Origin of the sequence: Sphingomonas sp. Root241 (genome assembly GCF_001428865.1) — a bacterium.
Lineage (GTDB): Bacteria > Pseudomonadota > Alphaproteobacteria > Sphingomonadales > Sphingomonadaceae > Sphingomonas.
In genome coordinates, this window is the sequence record NZ_LMIV01000003.1 from 184311 (window position 1) to 202699 (window position 18389).

General features: G+C 66.1%; 13 protein-coding genes. 10 read left to right on the top strand and 3 right to left on the bottom strand.

Going from position 1 to position 18389, the window contains the following annotated elements:
* Positions 1 to 92 precede the first annotated feature (92 nt).
* The 6 genes from ASE13_RS16080 to ASE13_RS16105 are packed head-to-tail and all read left to right on the top strand — an operon-like array spanning position 93 to position 6581.
* Entirely contained in the window at positions 93 to 1187 is a 1095-nt protein-coding gene (locus ASE13_RS16080) for an ABC transporter ATP-binding protein (protein WP_056618339.1), read from the top strand.
* A complete protein-coding gene (locus tag ASE13_RS16085; protein ID WP_056618345.1) occupies positions 1187 to 2107 on the top strand; it encodes a carbohydrate ABC transporter permease in 921 nt (306 codons plus the stop codon). Before ASE13_RS16080 ends, ASE13_RS16085 begins: the two co-directional genes overlap by 1 nt.
* The gene (locus ASE13_RS16090) at positions 2104 to 2919 is read left to right on the top strand and encodes a carbohydrate ABC transporter permease (RefSeq protein ID WP_056618347.1); all 816 of its coding nucleotides are present in this window, start codon (positions 2104 to 2106) and stop codon (positions 2917 to 2919) included. The genes ASE13_RS16085 and ASE13_RS16090 overlap by 4 nt, the downstream gene beginning before the upstream one ends.
* Complete coding sequence (locus ASE13_RS16095) at positions 2916 to 4223, top strand: extracellular solute-binding protein (protein ID WP_056618350.1); 1308 nt, start codon at positions 2916 to 2918, stop codon at positions 4221 to 4223. Before ASE13_RS16090 ends, ASE13_RS16095 begins: the two co-directional genes overlap by 4 nt.
* 16 nt (positions 4224 to 4239) lie before the next feature.
* Entirely contained in the window at positions 4240 to 5748 is a 1509-nt protein-coding gene (locus ASE13_RS16100) for an alpha-N-arabinofuranosidase (protein ID WP_056618354.1), read from the top strand.
* Between the two features lie 44 nt (positions 5749 to 5792).
* On the top strand, positions 5793 to 6581 hold the full coding sequence (locus ASE13_RS16105) for a FadR/GntR family transcriptional regulator (RefSeq protein WP_056618355.1): 789 nt from the start codon (positions 5793 to 5795) through the stop codon (positions 6579 to 6581).
* A gap of 169 nt (positions 6582 to 6750) precedes the next feature.
* On the opposite strand, the gene ASE13_RS16110 is transcribed toward ASE13_RS16105, so the two are convergent.
* From ASE13_RS16110 to ASE13_RS16120, 3 genes are read right to left on the bottom strand one after another with little or no spacing between them, the layout of a single operon-like run.
* Positions 6751 to 8061, bottom strand: a complete 1311-nt coding sequence (locus tag ASE13_RS16110; RefSeq protein WP_056618360.1) for a sugar MFS transporter — start codon at positions 8059 to 8061, stop codon at positions 6751 to 6753.
* 31 nt (positions 8062 to 8092) lie between these two features.
* Positions 8093 to 9058 carry an arabinan endo-1,5-alpha-L-arabinosidase gene (locus tag ASE13_RS16115; RefSeq protein WP_056618993.1) on the bottom strand — a complete coding sequence of 322 codons (966 nt, stop codon included), beginning with the start codon at positions 9056 to 9058 and terminating at the stop codon, positions 8093 to 8095.
* A gap of 53 nt (positions 9059 to 9111) precedes the next feature.
* On the bottom strand, positions 9112 to 11784 hold the full coding sequence (locus ASE13_RS16120) for a TonB-dependent receptor (RefSeq protein WP_056618363.1): 2673 nt from the start codon (positions 11782 to 11784) through the stop codon (positions 9112 to 9114).
* A 275-nt stretch (positions 11785 to 12059) separates the two neighbouring features.
* On the opposite strand from ASE13_RS16120, the gene araD1 reads away from it, so the two are divergent.
* The 4 genes from araD1 to ASE13_RS16140 all read left to right on the top strand — a co-directional run bounded on the left by araD1 (position 12060) and on the right by ASE13_RS16140 (position 18322).
* The gene (araD1, locus tag ASE13_RS16125; RefSeq protein ID WP_056618367.1) at positions 12060 to 13049 is read left to right on the top strand and encodes an AraD1 family protein; all 990 of its coding nucleotides are present in this window, start codon (positions 12060 to 12062) and stop codon (positions 13047 to 13049) included.
* A 70-nt stretch (positions 13050 to 13119) separates the two neighbouring features.
* Positions 13120 to 14658, top strand: a complete 1539-nt coding sequence (locus ASE13_RS16130) for an alpha-N-arabinofuranosidase (RefSeq protein WP_056618371.1) — start codon at positions 13120 to 13122, stop codon at positions 14656 to 14658.
* Positions 14658 to 16994: a glycoside hydrolase family 127 protein gene (locus ASE13_RS16135; protein WP_056618376.1), complete on the top strand. Its 2337-nt coding sequence runs from the start codon at positions 14658 to 14660 to the stop codon at positions 16992 to 16994. Before ASE13_RS16130 ends, ASE13_RS16135 begins: the two co-directional genes overlap by 1 nt.
* Positions 16991 to 18322, top strand: a complete 1332-nt coding sequence (locus ASE13_RS16140; protein ID WP_056618384.1) for a glycoside hydrolase family 27 protein — start codon at positions 16991 to 16993, stop codon at positions 18320 to 18322. The genes ASE13_RS16135 and ASE13_RS16140 overlap by 4 nt, the downstream gene beginning before the upstream one ends.
* Positions 18323 to 18389: the final 67 nt, after the last annotated feature.

Sequence of the window (18389 nt, forward strand, 5' to 3'; positions counted from 1 at the left end):
TGTGGGAGGGGTCAACGAAGATGTCCGCGCCGCGGCGTTGACAGGTTCGCGCTTTCCCCTCATTCATCAGACAATTCATAAGGAGAGGGTGCTTGGCGGGCGTTCAGCTGGCCGAGGTCGGCAAGGCATATGGCGCCGTCACGGTGATCGAGCGGCTGTCGCTCGATATCGCGGCGGGCGAGTTCGTGGTGTTCCTGGGGCCTTCGGGCTGCGGCAAATCGACCTTGCTCAGGATGATCGCGGGGCTGGAGACCGTCGACAGCGGCGAGATCCGCATCGGCGAGCGCCGCGTCGACACGCTGCCGCCCGGCGCGCGCGGCGTCGCGATGGTGTTCCAGCATTACGCGCTCTACCCGCATTTGAGCGTGCGCGAGAACATGGCATTCGGTCTGCGCAACCTGCGCGTGCCGGCGGACGAGATCGCCGTCCGGATTGCGGCGGCGGCGGCGAGCCTGGAGATAGAGGTGCTGCTCGATCGGAAACCCGGTCAGCTCTCGGGCGGACAGCGGCAGCGCGTCGCCATCGCCCGCGCGATCGTGAAGCAGCCCGAACTGTTCCTGCTCGACGAGCCGCTTTCGAATCTGGACGCTGCCCTTCGCGTCCGCACCCGGCTCGAGCTCGCCCAGCTCCATCGGCGGCTCGGCACGACGATGATCTTCGTGACGCACGACCAGGTCGAGGCGATGACGCTCGCGGACCGGATCGTCGTGCTCAACGCCGGGGGGATCGAGCAGGTCGGCACGCCGATGGAGATCTATCTCCGCCCCCGGACCCGGTTCGTCGCGACCTTTGTCGGCTCGCCGAAGATCAACCTGCTGGCGGTGACAGTCGAGGCCGCGCCCTCGGGCAATGCGCGGGCGCGGCTGGGCGATGGCACGGTCGTCGACACCGCGGTGCCCTTTGCCGGCCTTCGACAAAGCGAGATGACCTTGGGACTGCGCGCCGAGACGGTGCGCGTCGCCAACGGTGGCGATGCCGCGACCCACGGCACTGCCGAAGTCGTCGAACGGCTTGGCGAACGCACCCTGGTCCACACGCTGCTCGCCGACGGCGCGCGGCTGGTCGCCGAGGATGCCGGAGTCTCCGCTGTCCGCCCCGGCGACCGCGTCGGGCTGACGATCGACGGCGCCGCCGCGCATCTCTTCGACGCGGCCGGCCTTGGCCATCATCGCACGGAGCCCGCCTGATGGCGACGGCGATCGCCGAACCGGCGGCAGCGCTCACCGTTCCCGTGCCCAAGGTCCCGGGCAGCGGCAATTGGCGCAACGCCCTGTTCGTCGTGCCGTATCTGTTCGTCTTCGTCGTCATGCTCGTCGTGCCGCTGGCGATGGGAATGTGGCTGTCGACCACCAAAAGCGACCTGTTCGGCACTGAGCGCTGGGTCGGGGCCGCCAATTTCGTCCGGCTGTTCGGCGACGCGATCTTCCTCCAGACGGTGGCGAACACCTTTTATTTCGTGCTGCTCACGGTGCCGTTCCTCACTCTCGCGGGGCTTGGCCTCGCATTAGTGCTCAACCGCCGGGAACGGTGGGCAGCGGTGCTGCGGACGATCTTCTTCGCCTCGACCGTGCTCTCCGTCACCGTCGTTACTTTGGTGTGGCGATTGGTGTTCCTGCCCGATGGCGGGCTGCTCGGGGTGACCGCGGAGGCGCTGGGCAAGACGCCGATCGCGTTCCTCAACAACGAGAAATTGGCGATGCCGGCGATCGCCGTCACTACGATCTGGTGGTGCATCGGGCTGCCGATGGTGCTGTTCCTCGCCGCGCTCCAGCAGGTGCCGCGCGACCTCTACGAAGCCGCCGCGCTCGACAATGCCTCGCGCTGGACCACGCTGACCCGGATCACCTTGCCCGCGATCCGCCGAACCTTCTTCCTCGTGATCATCATCGAAGTGATCCTGCAGTTCCAATTGTTCGGCCAGGCACAGCTGATGACATTGGGCGGCCCCAACAACGCCACGCGTCCGATCGTGCTGTTCATCTACGAAACCGGCTGGCGGCAATGGGAGCTGGGCTATGCCGCGGCGGCGGCGCAGATATTGTTCGCGATGATCCTGATCGCGGCGATGGTCCAGTATCGCATCTCCTCGCGGAAGGATGCGGCATGACGCGCAGCCGCCTCGCCATCGTGTTGGTGGTGCTTGCCGCGGTGCTGATGCTCGTGCCTTTATTGTGGGTGCTGGCGCTGTCGCTCAAGGCCAATGCGGAGCTGATGACGGACACCGCCTCGGTGTTCAACGGGCGCTACACGCTGGAGAATTACCGCACTCTCTTCGGCAACGGCAGCGTGTTCCGCTGGATCGGTAACAGCCTGATCGTCTCGTTCGGGATGACCGCGGGCGTGCTCGTCCTCGCCTCGCTCGCCGGCTACGGTTTCGCGCGGTTGGAGTTCCGCGGGCGCGACATCCTCTTCGTCGTGGTGCTGCTGGGGCTCGCGGTGCCCGAACAGGCAGTGATCATCGCGCGGCACCAGATGTTCAGCTGGCTCGGCATGCACAACACGTATCAGGCGCTGATCCTGCCCGGCCTCTCGGCGCCCTTCGGGGTGTTCCTGATGACGCAATATTTCCGCGCGATCCCCAAGGACATCGACGAGGCGGCCTTGCTCGACGGCGCCTCTCGCTTCACGATCTTCTGGCGGCTGCTGCTGCCGCTCACCGTGCCCGCCCAGGCGACGCTCGGCATCTTCACCTTCCTCCACGCCTGGAACGACTATTGGTGGCCGCTGATCTCCGCGACCAACAAGGACATGTTCACGCTCACGGTGGGCATCGCCTCGACCCAGATGAACTTCGCCCAGACCGAGGGGCTCGGCTTCCTGATGGCGCAGGCGGTGTTCGCCGGGGCGCCGATGCTGATCGTGTACCTGTTCTTCCAGAAATACATCGTCCAGGCAGTGGCGGGGGCGGCGGGGCGATGAGGCTGGGTTGGCTCTTGCCGCTGGCGGTGCTGCTCGCCGGTTGCTCGGACGCGAAGCCGGACAAGACACGGCTGGTGATCCAGCGCTTCTTCGGCGCGTGTGAAGCCGAATATGGCCGCGTCACCGACATCGCCGGGGCCGAGGGCGAGTGCGGGATCATGACCGCGATGATCAACCGCTTCGAGGCCGAGAACCCCGATGTCGATGTGGTCGAGAACGTCGTGTTCTGGCCCGGCTACGACCAACTCACGGCCCAGCTCGCCGCCAATGACGCGCCCGATCTGGTGACGATGCACGGATCGGTGATCCCGGACTATCAGGCGCGCAACCTCCTCGAGCCGCTCGACGCGGACCTCACCGCGATCGGCGCGCCGCCTGCCAGCTTCACCAATGCCGCGCGCGCCGCGGTGACCGTCGGCGGCCACGCCTGGGGGCTGCCGATCGATACCTGGGCGCCGCTGTGGCACATCAACATGAACCTGTTCCGCAAGGCCGGGCTGGTGCAGGGCGGCAAGCCGATCCTGCCGCGCTCCCCGGAGGAGCTGTTCGCGCAGGCGCGGCAATTCCGCGAACGCACCGGCAAGCCCTATCTCGTGCAGGGCGCCGCGAACGAATATGCCGGCTTCACGCGCAACTTCTACACCTTCGTGATGCAGCAGAACGGCACCTTGTTCCGGAACGGCCGCGCCAACTTCCGGACGCCCGAGGGGCGCAATGCGCTCCAGCTGTTCAAGACGATCTACGAGCGCGACTTCACCACCAAGAACCAGGATTACAGCGCCGCGGTGGCGGGTTTCCTGAACGGCGATGGCGGGGTGTTCCTCGTCGGCACCTGGATGGTCGGCACCTTCGACGCGAAGTCGCGCGAGTCCACCGGTGCGCTCGCCAATGGCGGGTACACGGTGATGCCCTACCCCAGGCTGTTCCAGCGCGAGGCGACCTTCGCCGACGGCCATAACTGGGTGATGCCGCGCAACGCTCGCCGTACTCCCGAGGAGCGCGCCGCCGCCGTCCGCTTCCTCAAATTCTTCGCGCGCCACGCCAGGCACTGGGCGCGGACCGGGCATCTGCCGGCGTTCCAGGCGATCATCGACAGCCCCGAATGGCGTGCCCTGCCGCATCGCGACAATCTCGCGATCCTCGCCACCACGGCCCAGCCCTTGCCCAAGGACGTGCGCCGCCAGTTCCCGATCGAGACGATCGTCGGTACCGAGGCCGCGGCGGCGATCTCGGGCGCCAAGCCGATCGACCAGACGCTTTCCGACATGGAGCGCCGCGTGAACGCGGTGCTCGACCATCTGTGACTCCACGAGGCTCCTTATGCTCAAGTCCCGCGTAATCGCCGATCCGGCCTTCGTCGTCGCGCCGCTCGATCGGCGCGTGTTCGGGACCTTCGTCGAGCATCTCGGGCGCTGCGTGTACGGCGGCATCTACGAGCCGGGCCATGCGACGGCGGACGCGAACGGCTTCCGCCGCGACGTGCTCGATCTCACCCGCGAGCTCGGGGTGACGATCGTGCGCTATCCCGGCGGCAACTTCGTCTCGGGCTATGACTGGGAGGATGGGGTAGGGCTCAAGGAGGAGCGCCCGGTCCGCCTCGACCTCGCCTGGGGCTCGACCGAAACCAACCAGTTCGGCACCAACGAATTCATCGACTGGTGCCGCCTCGCCGGGCTCGAGCCGATGTTCGCGGTGAACCTCGGCACCCGCGGCCCGGCCGAGGCGCAGAACTTCCTCGAATATTGCAACCACCCGGGCGGCACGCATTATGCCGATCTGCGCCGCAGCCACGGATACGAGCAGCCGCACGACATCAAATTCTGGTGCCTCGGCAACGAGATGGACGGCCCGTGGCAGACCTGCGCCAAGACCGCGCAGGAATATGGCCGCGTGGCCAAGGAAACCGCCAAGGTGATGCGCTGGACCTCGGACGGGCTCCATCTCGCGGTCTGCGGCTCCTCGGCGCGCGACATGCCGACCTATGGCACGTGGGAATATACCGTGCTCGACCATTGCTTCGAGGACGTCGACTTCATCTCGCTCCACCAATATTTCACCAACCACGAGAACGACGTGGCGCTTTTCCTCACCGCGATCGACGGGCTCGAACGCTTCATCGTCGAAGTCGCGGCGATCGCCGACGCGGTCGCGGCCAAGCGCCGCAGCCCCAAGCGGATCATGCTCTCGGTCGACGAGTGGAACGTCTGGTACCGCGCCCGCGCCGGCGAGCAATTGCGCGGCGTCGGCTGGCCCGAGGCGCCCGCGTTGCTCGAGGAAATCTACAATTTCGAGGACGCGCTCGTCGTCGGCGGCGTGCTGCTCACGATGATGAACCACGCCGATCGCGTGAAGTCGGCGTGCATCGCGCAGCTCGTCAACGTGATCGGGCCGATCATGACCCGGACCGGCGGGCCGGCCTGGCGCCAGACGATCTTCCATCCCTTCGCGCAGGCGGCGCGCTATGGCCGCGGCAACGTGCTGCGCGCCGCGGTCGAGACCGGGAGCTTTGCGGCGGGGGACGAGACGGCGGCGCCGTTGCTCGTCCAGTCGATGGTGCACGATCCCGAGACCGGCGCGGTCGCCGTCTTCGCGTTGAACCGCAGCCTCGATCAGGAGATGGCGCTGACCGCCGAGCTGCGTGGCCTCGGCGCGCGCCGTCTGGCCGAGGCATTCGAGCTCCATCACGCCGATCTCAAGGCGATCAACAGCGCCGATGCGCCCGACGAAGTCGCGCCGAAATCGCATCCGCGCGCCGAATTTGTCGACGGCGTTCTCGAGACTGTCCTGAAACCGCTCTCATGGAACGTATTCGTCACCATGCCCGTGTGATCGACAGGTTGTACGCGGCCCCTTCGCAGCGCTAGGATCGAGCCATGGTTGCAAAGGTCAAGACTGCCAAGCCGCTGAACGTCCGGGCCCGGCGCAAGTCGCTGCGCCTGCACGGTACGATCGCACGCGATCTCGGCATCCTGATCGTCTCGGGGCGCTACAAGCCGGGCGAGGTGCTCAACAACGAAGTCGCGGCGAGCGATCGGCTCCACGTGTCGCGCACCGCGTACCGCGAGGCGCTGCGCATCCTCGCCGCCAAGGGGCTGGTCGAAAGCCGCCCGCGCACCGGCACGCGAGTCAGCGATCGCGAGAAATGGCATCTGCTCGATCCGGATGTGCTGTCGTGGATATTCGAGTTCGAGCCCGACGACGAATTGCTCTACAGCCTGTTCGAGCTGCGCAAGATCTTCGAGCCCGAGGCCGCGGCGCTCGCGGCGGAGCGCCGCACCGATGCGCAATTGCAACGCATGGCGGAAGCGCTCCAGGGCATGGAGAAGCACACGCTCGCAGTGGAGGAGGGACGGATCGCCGATCAGGACTTCCACGCGGCCTTGCTGGAGGCCTCGGCCAATCCCTTCATCACCACGCTCACCACCAGCGTCAGCGCGGCGGTGGCGTGGACGACGATCTTCAAGCAGCGCAACAGCCCGCTGCGCCGCGATCCCGTGCCCGATCACCAGCGCGTCTACGATGCGATCGCGGCAGGCGATCCCGAGGGCGCGCACGCGGCGATGGCACACCTCGTCGACATGGCGTTCCTCGACACGACGCGCAGCAAGGGTCCGAAGCTCCGCCAGGCCAAGAGCCCGCGCCGCGAGGTCGCGGCGGGCTAGTCCGCTCGGCCGAGCTGGCGCTAGGCTAGCTGAACGCCGTCACCCCCGCGAAAGCGGGGGCCTATCTCCGGCGCGTTCAGCGAGCATCGCAGCTGTTGTCCTGGTGGAGCCTCCGGGAGATGGGCCCCCGCTTTCGCGGGGGTGACGATGGAAGCTCCAGCCTTCCTTCCTACTCGGCTGCGGTAGCCGGCACGTCGGCGACCGGGTTGGTCACCTTGCAGCCCCATAGCGCGTAGAACAGCACGTAGAGCGCGCAGGCCGTCGTCACCAGGAAGCCCCAGTGCAGCCCGAACGCGTCCCCGATCTTGCCCTGGAAGGCGGCGAGCGCGCCGCCCGCGATCGACATGATCAGCAGGCCCGAACCTTCCTCGGTCAGCGGTCCCAGCCCGCGGATCGCCAGTGCGAAGATGGCGGGGAACATGATCGAGAGGCCCAGGCCGACGACGATCAGGCCGTACATCGCGGCCGGTCCGGTCGCGAACACCGCCGTCAGCGAGCCGGCGATCGCGATCAGCGCGAACACCGCCAGCACCCGCTCCGGCGCGATCCGCTGCATCAGCGCCGCGCCGGCGAACCGGCCGACCATCATCCCGCCCCAGAACAGCGTGAGGTAGGTCGCGGCATTCTCCTGCGTCAGATTGGCGACGTCGGGCTGCGACGCGAAGTTGATGAAATAGCTGCCCACGCCGATCTCGGCGAGCACGCACAGCGCGATGCCGACGCAGCCGAGGATCAGGTTGCGGTGGTTGAACAGCGAGAGGCCGCGGCGCGCTTCGGCCGAAACGCGGCTGGTCGCCGATCCCAGCGCGGGGAGCTTGGCGCGGGCGATCATGACGGCGAGCGCCGCCAGCACGATCGCGACGATGAGGTAGGGAAGCTGGGTCGCCTGCGCGTCGGCGACACGCTGCTCGGCAGTGAGCTGCGTGCCATGCGCCGTCGTGCCGGCGGTAGTGCGCGCAAGAATCAGATACTTGCCGAACAGGATCGCCAGCACGTCGCCGGTGGTGTTGAACGCCTGCACCAAAGTGAGGCGCCGCTCGGCGCTCTCGGGCGGGCCGATCACCGCGACATAGGGGTTCGCCGCGACCTGCAGGAGCGCGATGCCGCACGAGACGACGAACAGCGAGGCGACGGTCACGAAGTACGAGATGAGGTACGCGGCCAGGATCATGCCCAGCGACCCGACGGTCATGACCGACAGGCCGACGGTCAGCGCGCGCTGATAGCCGATCCGCTCGATCAGCTTCGCCGCGGGGATCGATGCGAGCAGATAGCCGATGAACCAGACCGATTCGATCAATCCGGTCTCGAAATAGCTGAGTTCGAACACGCTGCGCAGGTGCGGCAGCAGCGTGCCGTTGATGACGCTGATGAAGCCCCACATGAAGAACAAGGTGGCCAGCATCGAGAGCGCGGCGCGGTACGGTACGCCTGCGACCGACGGGGCGCCGGTCGGGGGTGGGGCGGAAACGGCTGGCATGGGCTTGTTCTTCTCCTGGGGAAGGTTTGTTCTAGAGTGCGACCGGCCAGCCGTCGTCCGTCCAGTCCAAAGGCTGGATGCGGAGCGTCGGCACGCCGCGCGCTTGCGTATCATAAGCGTGGTAGACGATGTAATCCCGTTCGGGCTCGCGCAGGATCGCGATATGTCCCGGACCTGCAAAGCGCTTCGAGGGATCGAGATCGGCGTGGAGGACGAGCAGGCCGCCGCCGTCCATCATCTTCTTGCCCTCGCGATCGAGATAGGGGCCTTCCGGGTCCTTCGAACGGCCGACCACGGTGTAATAGGTGCTCGCGGCGCCCCGGCAGCAGAAGTCGAACGAAGCGAACAGATAGTGGAATTTGCCGCGGCGGATCACGAACGGCGCCTCGATCGCGCCGGGGCCGCCCCGGCGGGCGATCGCGTGGACCTTGTCGTCCTCGGCCGAACGCAGCCCGGTTGCCGGGTCGAGCCGGATCAGCTTGAGCCCCGACCAGAAGCTGCCGAATGCCATCCATTGGCGTCCCTCGGCATCGTCGAAGACATTGGGGTCGATCGCGTTGAAATCGTCCTTCTGCCCCGATCGGAACACGAGGCCCTTGTCGGTCCAGCGCGGATTCTCGAGTGAGGGACTGGTCACCAGCCCGATCGCGGAACGGTTCTTCCCGAACGTCGAGACCGAATAATAGACGCGATACTCGCCGTGCGAGAAACTGACGTCCGGGGCCCAGATCCCGCGCGCGCCGGGCACGGCGTCCTTCACCCAGGCCGGCAACTCGGTGAATATCGAGGGCGCGCGCGCCCAGTTCGCGAGGTCCTTCGACGTGCGGATATGGATCAGCCCCTTGCCGTCGCGCTCCTGGCTGGTCGTGAACAGATAGAAGGTGTCGCCCTGGCGGATGATCGCGGGATCATGAACCGGCGCGATGTCGCCGGCCATGCGCGCGTTGATCGACGGCGGCTCGGGTGGGCGGGTCTGCGCATGCGCCGCGAGCACCATCGATGCCCCCGCCAAAGCAGGAGCACCGAGCAGTGCAGCGGACAAAGCAATCCTCAAAAGCGGAACCGCACGCCGGCGCCGAAGGTGCGGTCATATTGGCGCGTATCGCGCGGCGTCACCGCATAGCCGCCGAACGAATCCTGATAGGTCTCGTTGAGCAGGTTGGTCGCGTCGACCGAGAGGGTGATCTGGGGCGTGATATCGTAGCTCGCCGAGAAATCGAGGAATGCCACCGGCGCCACTTCGACCAGCCCGCCCGGGATGTTGGCCGCGTAGGAATCGACGTACTTGCTGCGCCAATTATAGGCGAGGCGCGCCGAGAACCCGTATTTCTCGTACATCGCGACGAGGTTGTACGAATATTTCGAGATCGGAGTGATGCGTTGCATCACCGTCGGCTGGCCGGCGACCGGCGGGGCCTCCACCTCGCCATCGGCATAGGTGAAGTTGGCCTGCGCGCCGAAGCCGCTCAGGGGGCCGGGCAGGAAGTCGAAGAATTGCTGATAGGCTATCTCCACGCCCTTGAGCGAGCCCTTGTCGGTGTTGCGTGGCCGCGAAACCTGGTAGCTCTGCAGCGCGCCGCCCGCGCCGGTGGGGAAGAATTCCACCGCGGAATAGGTCTGAATATAGCCGTCGAGCTTGCGGTAGAAGGCCGAGAGCGTCAGCGAGCCCGTGCGGCTGAAATACCATTCGATCGTGCCGTCGAGATTCTTCGTCTTGATCGAGCGGAGATCCGGATTGCCGCCGCTGCCCGAGCCGAAGGTCGAGGAATTGCCGGTGGCGCCGAGTGGCGCGATGTTCGTCGCCGGGTTCAGCTGCGCGAACTCGGGCGCGGTGATCGATTCCCCCGCGACCAGGCGGAGGACCAGGTCGTCCGCCGCGCGGAACTTCAAGGTCGCGCTCGGCAGGAAGTCGAGCTCGTTGCGCTTGCCCGATACCGGCGTGACGACGCCGTTATTGACCAATGTCGCGTCGAGACTGGTGTCGTCGTTGACGACGCGCGCGCCGATCAGCAGCTCGAGCGGCAGCCCGGAATCGGTGAAGTCGAATTGGGTCTGGCCGTAGAAGGCATAGTTCTTCTCGACCAGGTCGAAATGCAGCGTCGGCGCGAAGGCGGGCGCGCCCGCCGGCCGTCCGGCGATCGCGCGAAGCCGGTCGATATTCTCGCGGATCCAATCGGTGCTCGGCAGCGCGAAGCCGTCCACCCCGACGCGCCCGCCGAGGATATCGGTCGGTCCGCCCACGCCGAAGCCGGGGTAGGACGTTCCGGCGCCGGTCAGGCCGAAGCGGTTCTCGCCGGTGCCGTCCGAAGTGCCGGTGCGCCGGGCGGTGCGGAAGCCGAACTTGAAATTCTTGAGCACGCCCGAATCGAAATCGCGGCCGACATCCCAGCGCCACGCCCATTGCTCGCTTTCCGCGAGGTTGTTCTGGTCGAACAGCGCGAACAGGTTGAGGTTCGCCGGATTGGTGAGGTCGTAGGCGCCGCCCGTCGCCGTGAACGCCTGGATGTTGGGCGTGCCGTCGACGTCGAACTGATATTGGATGCGCGGCACCACGAAATTGGCGTCGACGATGTACGAAGTGCTCGCCACGCGACTCTTGTTGTACGTGAGTTCGGTGCTGATCGTCGCCGGCCCGGGCGTCCATTTCAGGCCGGTCGCCGCCTGGTAGCCGTCGGTCTTCTGGCGGAAGGCCTGCTTGCTGGTGATCGTGAAATTGTCGGCGGTCGTCACCGTGCCGGCGACGGGACGTGCCGCGCCGATCGACGGGATGGTCACCGTATCGGACTGGCGCGTCACTGCGGTGACGTTGCCCGCTTTGGGCAGGCCGACGAAGAAGTTGACGCTGTAATCGTTGCGATAGCCGGTGAAGAGGCCGTCGGCGTAGATTTCGAGATCGGGGGAGGGCTTCCACTGCAGCGATGCGTTGAAGGCCGGGCGGGTGCGGTCGCCGTCGGTCACCAGGGCGCCGACGGTGTCGGGGATCAGCACGTTCTGCCCGCCGGTCGCGGCGTTGTTGAACGGATTGAAGCCGAAGTTGAAGGCGGTCTGGTCGCGATAGCGGCGCTTGTTGTACGATGCGCCCAGGAGGATGCCGAACTCCTGCCCTCCCGCGGTCTCCCAGCGCCCGCTGACCAGCCCGCTGCCGATATAGCTCCACGCCTCGCGCTTGTCGCTGTACAACGCCCGGAAGTTGCCAGCGATGGTGACACCGGGCTTTAAATCGAATGGCCGGCGCAGGCGGATGTCGATGCGGCCGGCGACGCCGCCCTCGACGAGATCGGGCGTGGCGGTCTTGTAGACATCGACTCCGGCGACCAATTCGGCAGGGATGTCCTGCAGCGCGACCCCGCGGCCGGTGCCAGTGAAGACCTCGCGGCCGTTGATATAGGACGTGACGTTGGGCAGGCCGCGGATCAGGACGGTGCCGGCCTCGCCGGCGCCACGCTGGACCTGGATGCCGGTCACGCGTTGCAGTGCATCGGAGACGGTGTTGTCGGGAAGCTTGCCGATGTCTTCCGCGACGATCGAGTCGGTGACCGCGGTCGCTTCCCGCTTGCGCGCCTGGGCGCTGCCGAGGCTCCCGCGGATGCCGGTGACGACGATATCGTCCTGTTGCTCCTGTGTGGCGTCGGCTGGTGTGTCGGTCTGCGCTGCTACCGGTGTCACGAACAAGGTCAACGCGACGAGCGATGCGGAACAGAGAATCCCGTGCTTGAGAGCCATTTCTTTTCCCCTCTCCTGTCGTACTCCCCGATGGGTTGGCCCATTCTGACGGAGTGCAGCGTGATTAGTCAGACAAAAATACGTGCGTCGAAAAATCCTGCAAGCGCTTTGTGACGGGTCGTGTCAGTTGCCGGTCAAGTTTCACAGAAATAGTGACTTTTTCGTCGCACTTGACCTGGCACGCAGCAAGAGTAGCCGAAGCGGGGCGGATTGATTGCGGCACAAGACGTATATAAGTCTGACTATTATTCGAATCGGAAGAGGGTCCAGAGGTTATGGCGTTCAGGCTCGTGCAGTTTCGCGACTCGACTGGTGGGCGGGGTGTCGCCGCGTTCCTCGAAGACGAGGCGGCAGTGCGGCTGAGCGGCGTGGCCGCGACCTATGAGCTGGCGCTGGCGGCGATCCGCGACGGCGTTTCGCTGGTGGACGCGGCGCGGGCACGAGCGGGGGAGGCAGTCGATCTCGCCGCCGCCGAAGCCGAGGGACGCCTGCTCGGGCCGATCGACCATCCCGATCCCGCGCATTGCTATGTCACCGGCACCGGCCTCACCCATCTCGGCTCGGCCGAGGGGCGCGACCAGATGCACAAGGCTGCGGCGGGCGGCACGCTCACCGATTCGATGCGGATGTTCAACATGGGCCTGGAAGGCGGCAAGCCGACCGACGGCAAGCCCGGCGTCCAGCCCGAATGGTTCTACAAGGGGGATGGGTCGTCGCTGATCGGTCCCGGCCAGCCGCTGCCTTCGCCCGATTTCGCGCTCGACGGGAGCGAGGAGCCCGAGATCGCCGGCATCTATGTGATCGACGATGAGGGGCGCCCCCGCCGCCTCGGCTTCGCGCTGGGCAACGAATTCTCCGACCACATCACCGAGCGCGGCAATTATCTGTGGCTCGCCCACTCCAAGCTGCGCCACGCGTCGCTCGGTGCCGAGTTGCTCGTCGGCGAACTGCCTGCCGATGTGCGCGGCACCAGCAAGATCGTGCGCAAAGGCGAGACCCTGTGGGAAAAGCCGTTCCTTTCGGGCGAGGCGAACATGTCGCACGCGATCGCCAACCTCGAGCATCACCATTTCAAATACGGACTTTTCCGCCGCCCGGGCGACGTCCACGTCCATTTCTTCGGCACCGCCACCTTGTCGTTCGCCGATGGCGTGCGGACGGAGGAAGGCGATGTCTTCGAAGTCTCGGCGGCGCCGTTCACGCTGCCGCTGCGCAATCCGCTGCAGACCGTTCCCGGCGGAGAGGCGAGCGTTCTTCCGCTTTGAATCCGGCGGACATAATCAGCTTTAACTAGACAAGATCCCGGCGTCGCGCGGGAACAAGAGGGAGAGTGAGATGAAGCTTTTGAAGCATGGCCTGCTGCCGATCGTGGCGACGCTGATGGCGTCGCCCGCGCTGGCGCAGGCTCCGGCGAGCGTCACCGTGACCGTCGACACGGGCAAGCCCGGCGCGAAGATCGAGCCTGCGGTCTATGGCCAGTTCGCCGAACATCTGGGGCGCGGCATCTACGAAGGCCTTTGGGTCGGAACCGATTCGAAGATCCCCAATACCAACGGCTATCGCAACGACGTTCTCGCGGCGCTCCGGCACCTCAAGGTGCCGGTGGTGCGCTGGCCGGGCGGCTGCTTCGCCGATGAATATGACTGGCGCGACGGCATCGGCCCGAGTGCGAAGCGGCCGGTACGCATCAACCGCCACTGGGGCGGCGTGACCGAGGACAATGCCTTCGGCACGCACGAGTTCATGAACTATTCCGAGATGCTCGGCACCGATGCCTATGTCGCAGGCAACATGGGCTCGATGAGCCCGCGCGACATGAGCCAGTGGATGGAGTACATGACTGCCGAGAAGGGCAGCCTTGCCGAGGAGCGCAAGAAGAACGGCCGCGAAAAGCCATGGGCGGTCAAATATTTCGGCGTGGGCAACGAAACCTGGGGCTGCGGCGGCAGCATGCGCCCAGAATATTCGGCGGACCTCCACCGCCGCTATCAGGAATTCGTCAATCCGCCCGCGGGCAAGAAGCTCATCAAGGTCGCCAGCGGTTCCAATGGGAGCGACTATAATTTCACCGACGTGATGATGCGCGAAGCGGGCAGCAAAATGAATGCCTTAAGCGTCCATTATTACACGCTCCCGACGGGCAAATGGGACAAGAAGGGGGCTGCAACGGGCTTCTCCGAGGACGAATGGGCCTCCACGCTCGGTCGTGCCACCTTCATGGACGAGCTGATCACCAAGCACGAAGCCATGATGGACAAGCACGACCCCGAGAAGAAGGTCGCCTTGTACGTCGACGAATGGGGCACCTGGTACGATCAGGAATCGGGTTCGACTCCGGGCTTCCTCTACCAGCAGAACAGCCTGCGCGACGCGGAAGTGGCGGCGCTGACGCTCAACATCTTCCACCGGCACACCGACCGCGTGAAGATGGCCAACATCGCGCAGATGATCAACGTGCTCCAGGCGATGATCCTGACCGACAAGGGTCGGATGCTGCTGACCCCGACCTACCACGTCTTCGACATGTACGTGCCGTTCCAGGGCGCCACGCCGTACGCGGCGGACGTGAAGGGGCCGACCTATGAGAAGGCCGGGTTCAAGGTGCCGATGGTCGACGTGTCGGCCGCCCGCGGCGCCGACGGCAAGCTGTATTTGTCGCTCACCAACACCGATCCCAACAAGGCGGCGCGGGTGACGACCAATCTCAGCGGCAATGCCCGTGGCCGCATCCTCACCGGCCCGGCGATCGACACGCACAACACGTTCGAGCAGCCGAACACGATCCAGCCCGCAGTCTATTCGGCACACAGCTCGGGCGGCAAGCTGACCTTCGACCTGCCGGCCAAGTCGATCGTCGTGGTCGCCGTCGAGTGATGCTGACGCGGCGGTTGTTCCTCGGTTCGGCGAGCGCCCTGGCGCTCGCCGGCCCGGCCTTTGCCCGGATCGTCGTCGATGAAAAGCCGATCAAGGCGAAGCCGCTGCCGCTCTCGGCGGTGCGGCTCAAGCCCTCGGTTTTTCTCGACGCGGTCGAGGCCAACCGCCGCTATCTGCTGTCGCTCTCGCCCGAGCGGCTGCTCCACAATTTCTACGCCAGCGCCGGGCTGCCGACCAAAGGCGAGACCTATGGCGGCTGGGAGGCGCGCGGAATCGCCGGCCATTCGCTCGGCCATTATCTCTCGGCGCTTTCGCTGCTTCACGCACAGACCGGCGACGCGGCGGTGCGCGATCGCCTGCGGCACATCGTGGCCGAGATGGCGCGCATCCAGGCCGCGCAGGGCGACGGCTATGTCGGCGGCACCACCGTCGAGCGCGACGGCAAGGTGGTGGACGGCAAGATCGTCTTCGAGGAGATCCGCAAAGGCGACATCCGCAGCAGCGGCTTCGACATCAACGGCGGCTGGGTACCGCTCTATACCTGGCACAAGGTCCATGCCGGGCTGATCGACGCGGTGCGCTTCGGCGACCTGGCCGAGGCGATGCCAGTGATGCTGGCGATGGCCGGCTATCTCGGCACGATCCTCGAGGGGCTCGACGATGCGCAGATGCAGAAATTGCTCGCCGCCGAGCATGGCGGGCTCAACGACAGCTATGCCGAGACCTATGCGCTGACCGGCGATCCCCGATGGCGGCGGATCTCGCAGCGCATCTATCACCAGAAGGTCCTCGCCCCGCTCGCGGCGGGCAAGGACGACCTTCCCGGCCTTCACGCCAACACCCAGATCCCCAAGCTGATCGGCCTCGCCCGGCTCTATGAGCTGACCGGCGAGCAGCGCCACGCCGATGCCGCGCGCTTTTTCCACAAAACGGTCGCCGAGCATCACAGCTACGTCATCGGCGGCAATAGCGAGCGCGAGCATTTCGGCCCGCCCGACCAGATCTCCACCCGGATCACCGAGCGCACCTGCGAGGCATGCAACAGCTACAATATGCTGAAGCTCACCCGGCACCTCTATGGCTGGCAGCCCGATGCTTCGCTGTTCGACTTTTACGAGCGGATCCACCTCAACCATTTGCTTGCGCACCAACATCCCGAAACGGGGATGTTCGTCTATTTCATGCCGCTCAGCGCGGGCGCGCGGCGGACCTATTCCATGCCCGAGGACAGCTTCTGGTGCTGCGTCGGATCGGGGATGGAGACGCACGCCAAGCATGGCGACAGCATCTACTGGCACGACGATGCGGCGCTGTTCGTCAACCTGTTCATCCCTTCCACGGCCGCGTGGAAGGAGCGAGGGCTCGAGGTCGCGCTCGACACCGCCTATCCGTTCAGCGAGCAGGTGACGCTCCGCGTGACGAAGGCGCCGCGCAGCGCGACGGCGATCGCGCTGCGCCTACCGGGCTGGTGCGACGCCCCGGCGTTAGCGGTGAATGGGAAGCCTCAGCCGCTCGAGCGCGGCACCGGCTATGCGCGCCTCGATCGTCGCTGGCGGGCAGGGGATCGGATCGAGCTCACCTTGCCGATGCGCGTCCGTACCGAGCCCACGCCGGACGATCCGCGCATGCTCGCCTATCTGAGCGGCCCGCTCGTGCTGGCGGCTGATCTCGGCCCGGCCGCCGAGGTTTTCGAGGGCCCGCCGCCTGCTCTGGTCACCGAGGACGCCGCCGCGGCGCTTGTCCCGGTCGTCGCCGCAGAGCACCGCTTCCGCCTTGTCGATGCGCGGCCTTCGGCACTGAATATGGCCCCCTTCTTCCGCCAATATGATCGTCGCACCGCGGTCTATTTCCCGCGTTTCACCGAGGCGCAGTGGAAGGACGAGGAGGCCGCTTTCCGCGCCGAGGCCGCGGCGCGCTCCGCGCTGGATGCACGCACCATCGACGTGATCCAGCTCGGCGAAATGCAGCCCGAGCGCGATCACGACTATCGCTCGAACCATAGCGACCTGTTCTCCTGGGGCGGCCGCAGCGCGCGCCAACTCCCCTGGGGCGCCGGCAACTATATGGAATTCACGCTTGCGGTGCGGCCCGGTCCGGTGCTGCTCAGCGCGCTTTATTGGGGCGAGGAAGTGAACAAGAATTTCGACATTTCGATCGAAGGCACACGCATCGCCAGCGAGCGCCGCGCCGCGCAGCCCATCAAGCGCTTCGTCGGCATCGACTATCCGATCCCGGAGGCGCTCACCCGCGGCAAGGACAAGGTGACGGTGCGCTTCGAGACGCGGGGCAGCGACGCAATGGTCTATGAAGCCCGGACGCTGGAGGCGGCGAAGTGAGCCGGCTCAGCCGCCGCGCGACGCTCGGCCTGTTCGCCGCGGTGCCGGTTGCCGCGCAGGCGCGGGCCCAGCGCAACATCCGCGCGCTCGCTCCAACGCCGCCAATGGGGTGGAACAGCTGGAACAGCTTCGCGACGACGATCAACGAGGAACAGGCGCTCGAGACCGGGCGGATCATGGCCGAGAAGCTGCTGCCCTTCGGATACGACATCTTCACCATCGACATTCAGTGGTACGAGCCGGAGGCCAGCAGCTACACCTATAACTCCAATCCCGAACCGGTGATGGACGGCTACGGCCGGCTACTACCCGCGCCGAACCGCTTCCCCTCGAGCGCCGGCGGGAAGGGCTTCGCGCCGCTCGCGGCGGAGGTGCACAGGCTCGGCCTCAAGTTCGGCATCCATCTGATGCGCGGCATCCCCCGGCTGGCGGTGAAGCAGAACCTGCCGATCTTCGGCACCCGCTACCGGGCGCAGGATATCGCGGACACGAGCAGCATCTGCCCGTGGAACCCGGACATGTACGGCGTCGACATGCGCAAACCCGGCGCCCAGGCTTATTACGACAGTGTCTTCGCCCTCTATGCCTCCTGGGGCGTCGACTTCGTCAAGATGGACGATATGAGCCGTCCGTACGACGCCCATGCACCGGAGATAGAAGCGGCGCACAAGGCGATCGTCGCCACCCGCCGGCTCATCATCCTCAGCCTTTCGCCGGGCGAGACTCCGGTACCGCGCGCCGACCACGTTCGTCGCCATGCGGAGATGTGGCGGATCAGCGATGATTTCTGGGACGAATGGCCCATGCTCGAGGCGCAGTTCACGCGGCTCGAAAATTGGAACCCGCACCGCCGATCCGGCGGCTGGCCCGACGCCGACATGCTCCCGCTGGGTCGCCTTGCGCTTGGCAAGCGGGACACCAAGTTCACCCCGGCCGAGCAGCGCACGGTCATGACCCTGTGGTCGATCGCGCGCTCGCCTTTGATCATGGGCGGCGACCTGCGTCACCTCGACGCGCCGACGTTAGCGCTTCTCACCAACCCGGAAGTGATCGCGGTCAATCAGGCCAGCACGGACAACCAGCCGCATTTCGTCGAGGACGGGATGCGCGTGTGGACGGCGCGACACGCGAATAGTGCCGATCGCTACCTCGCTCTGTTCAATATGACAGACAAGGAACGGGAGATCGGCGTCGACTTCCGCTGGCTTGGCATCACCTCGACCGTCCGAGTGCGCGACCTGTGGGAGCGCAAGGACCTGGGCAAGAAAACGGGCCGGTTCGCGGCGACGCTGCCACCGCACGGTTCTGGGCTGTACCGGCTGGGCTAGTCACCACATCGTCATCCCGGCCTTGAGCCGGGATCCCGCTTCTTCTGCCCGGCCTGAAGGCCGCGGG

Bases quoted from the DNA above. Each gene is read 5' to 3' on its own strand.
- ASE13_RS16085 (WP_056618345.1), top strand. From the start codon at position 1,187: ATGGCGACGGCGATCGCCGAACCGGCGGCAGCGCTCACCGTTCCCGTG.
- ASE13_RS16090 (WP_056618347.1), top strand. From the start codon at position 2,104: ATGACGCGCAGCCGCCTCGCCATCGTGTTGGTGGTGCTTGCCGCGGTG.
- ASE13_RS16095 (WP_056618350.1), top strand. From the start codon at position 2,916: ATGAGGCTGGGTTGGCTCTTGCCGCTGGCGGTGCTGCTCGCCGGTTGC.
- ASE13_RS16100 (WP_056618354.1), top strand. From the start codon at position 4,240: ATGCTCAAGTCCCGCGTAATCGCCGATCCGGCCTTCGTCGTCGCGCCG.
- ASE13_RS16105 (WP_056618355.1), top strand. From the start codon at position 5,793: ATGGTTGCAAAGGTCAAGACTGCCAAGCCGCTGAACGTCCGGGCCCGG.
- ASE13_RS16110 (WP_056618360.1), bottom strand. From the start codon at position 8,061: ATGCCAGCCGTTTCCGCCCCACCCCCGACCGGCGCCCCGTCGGTCGCA.
- ASE13_RS16115 (WP_056618993.1), bottom strand. From the start codon at position 9,058: ATGGTGCTCGCGGCGCATGCGCAGACCCGCCCACCCGAGCCGCCGTCG.
- ASE13_RS16120 (WP_056618363.1), bottom strand. From the start codon at position 11,784: ATGGCTCTCAAGCACGGGATTCTCTGTTCCGCATCGCTCGTCGCGTTG.
- araD1 (WP_056618367.1), top strand. From the start codon at position 12,060: ATGGCGTTCAGGCTCGTGCAGTTTCGCGACTCGACTGGTGGGCGGGGT.
- ASE13_RS16130 (WP_056618371.1), top strand. From the start codon at position 13,120: ATGAAGCTTTTGAAGCATGGCCTGCTGCCGATCGTGGCGACGCTGATG.
- ASE13_RS16135 (WP_056618376.1), top strand. From the start codon at position 14,658: ATGCTGACGCGGCGGTTGTTCCTCGGTTCGGCGAGCGCCCTGGCGCTC.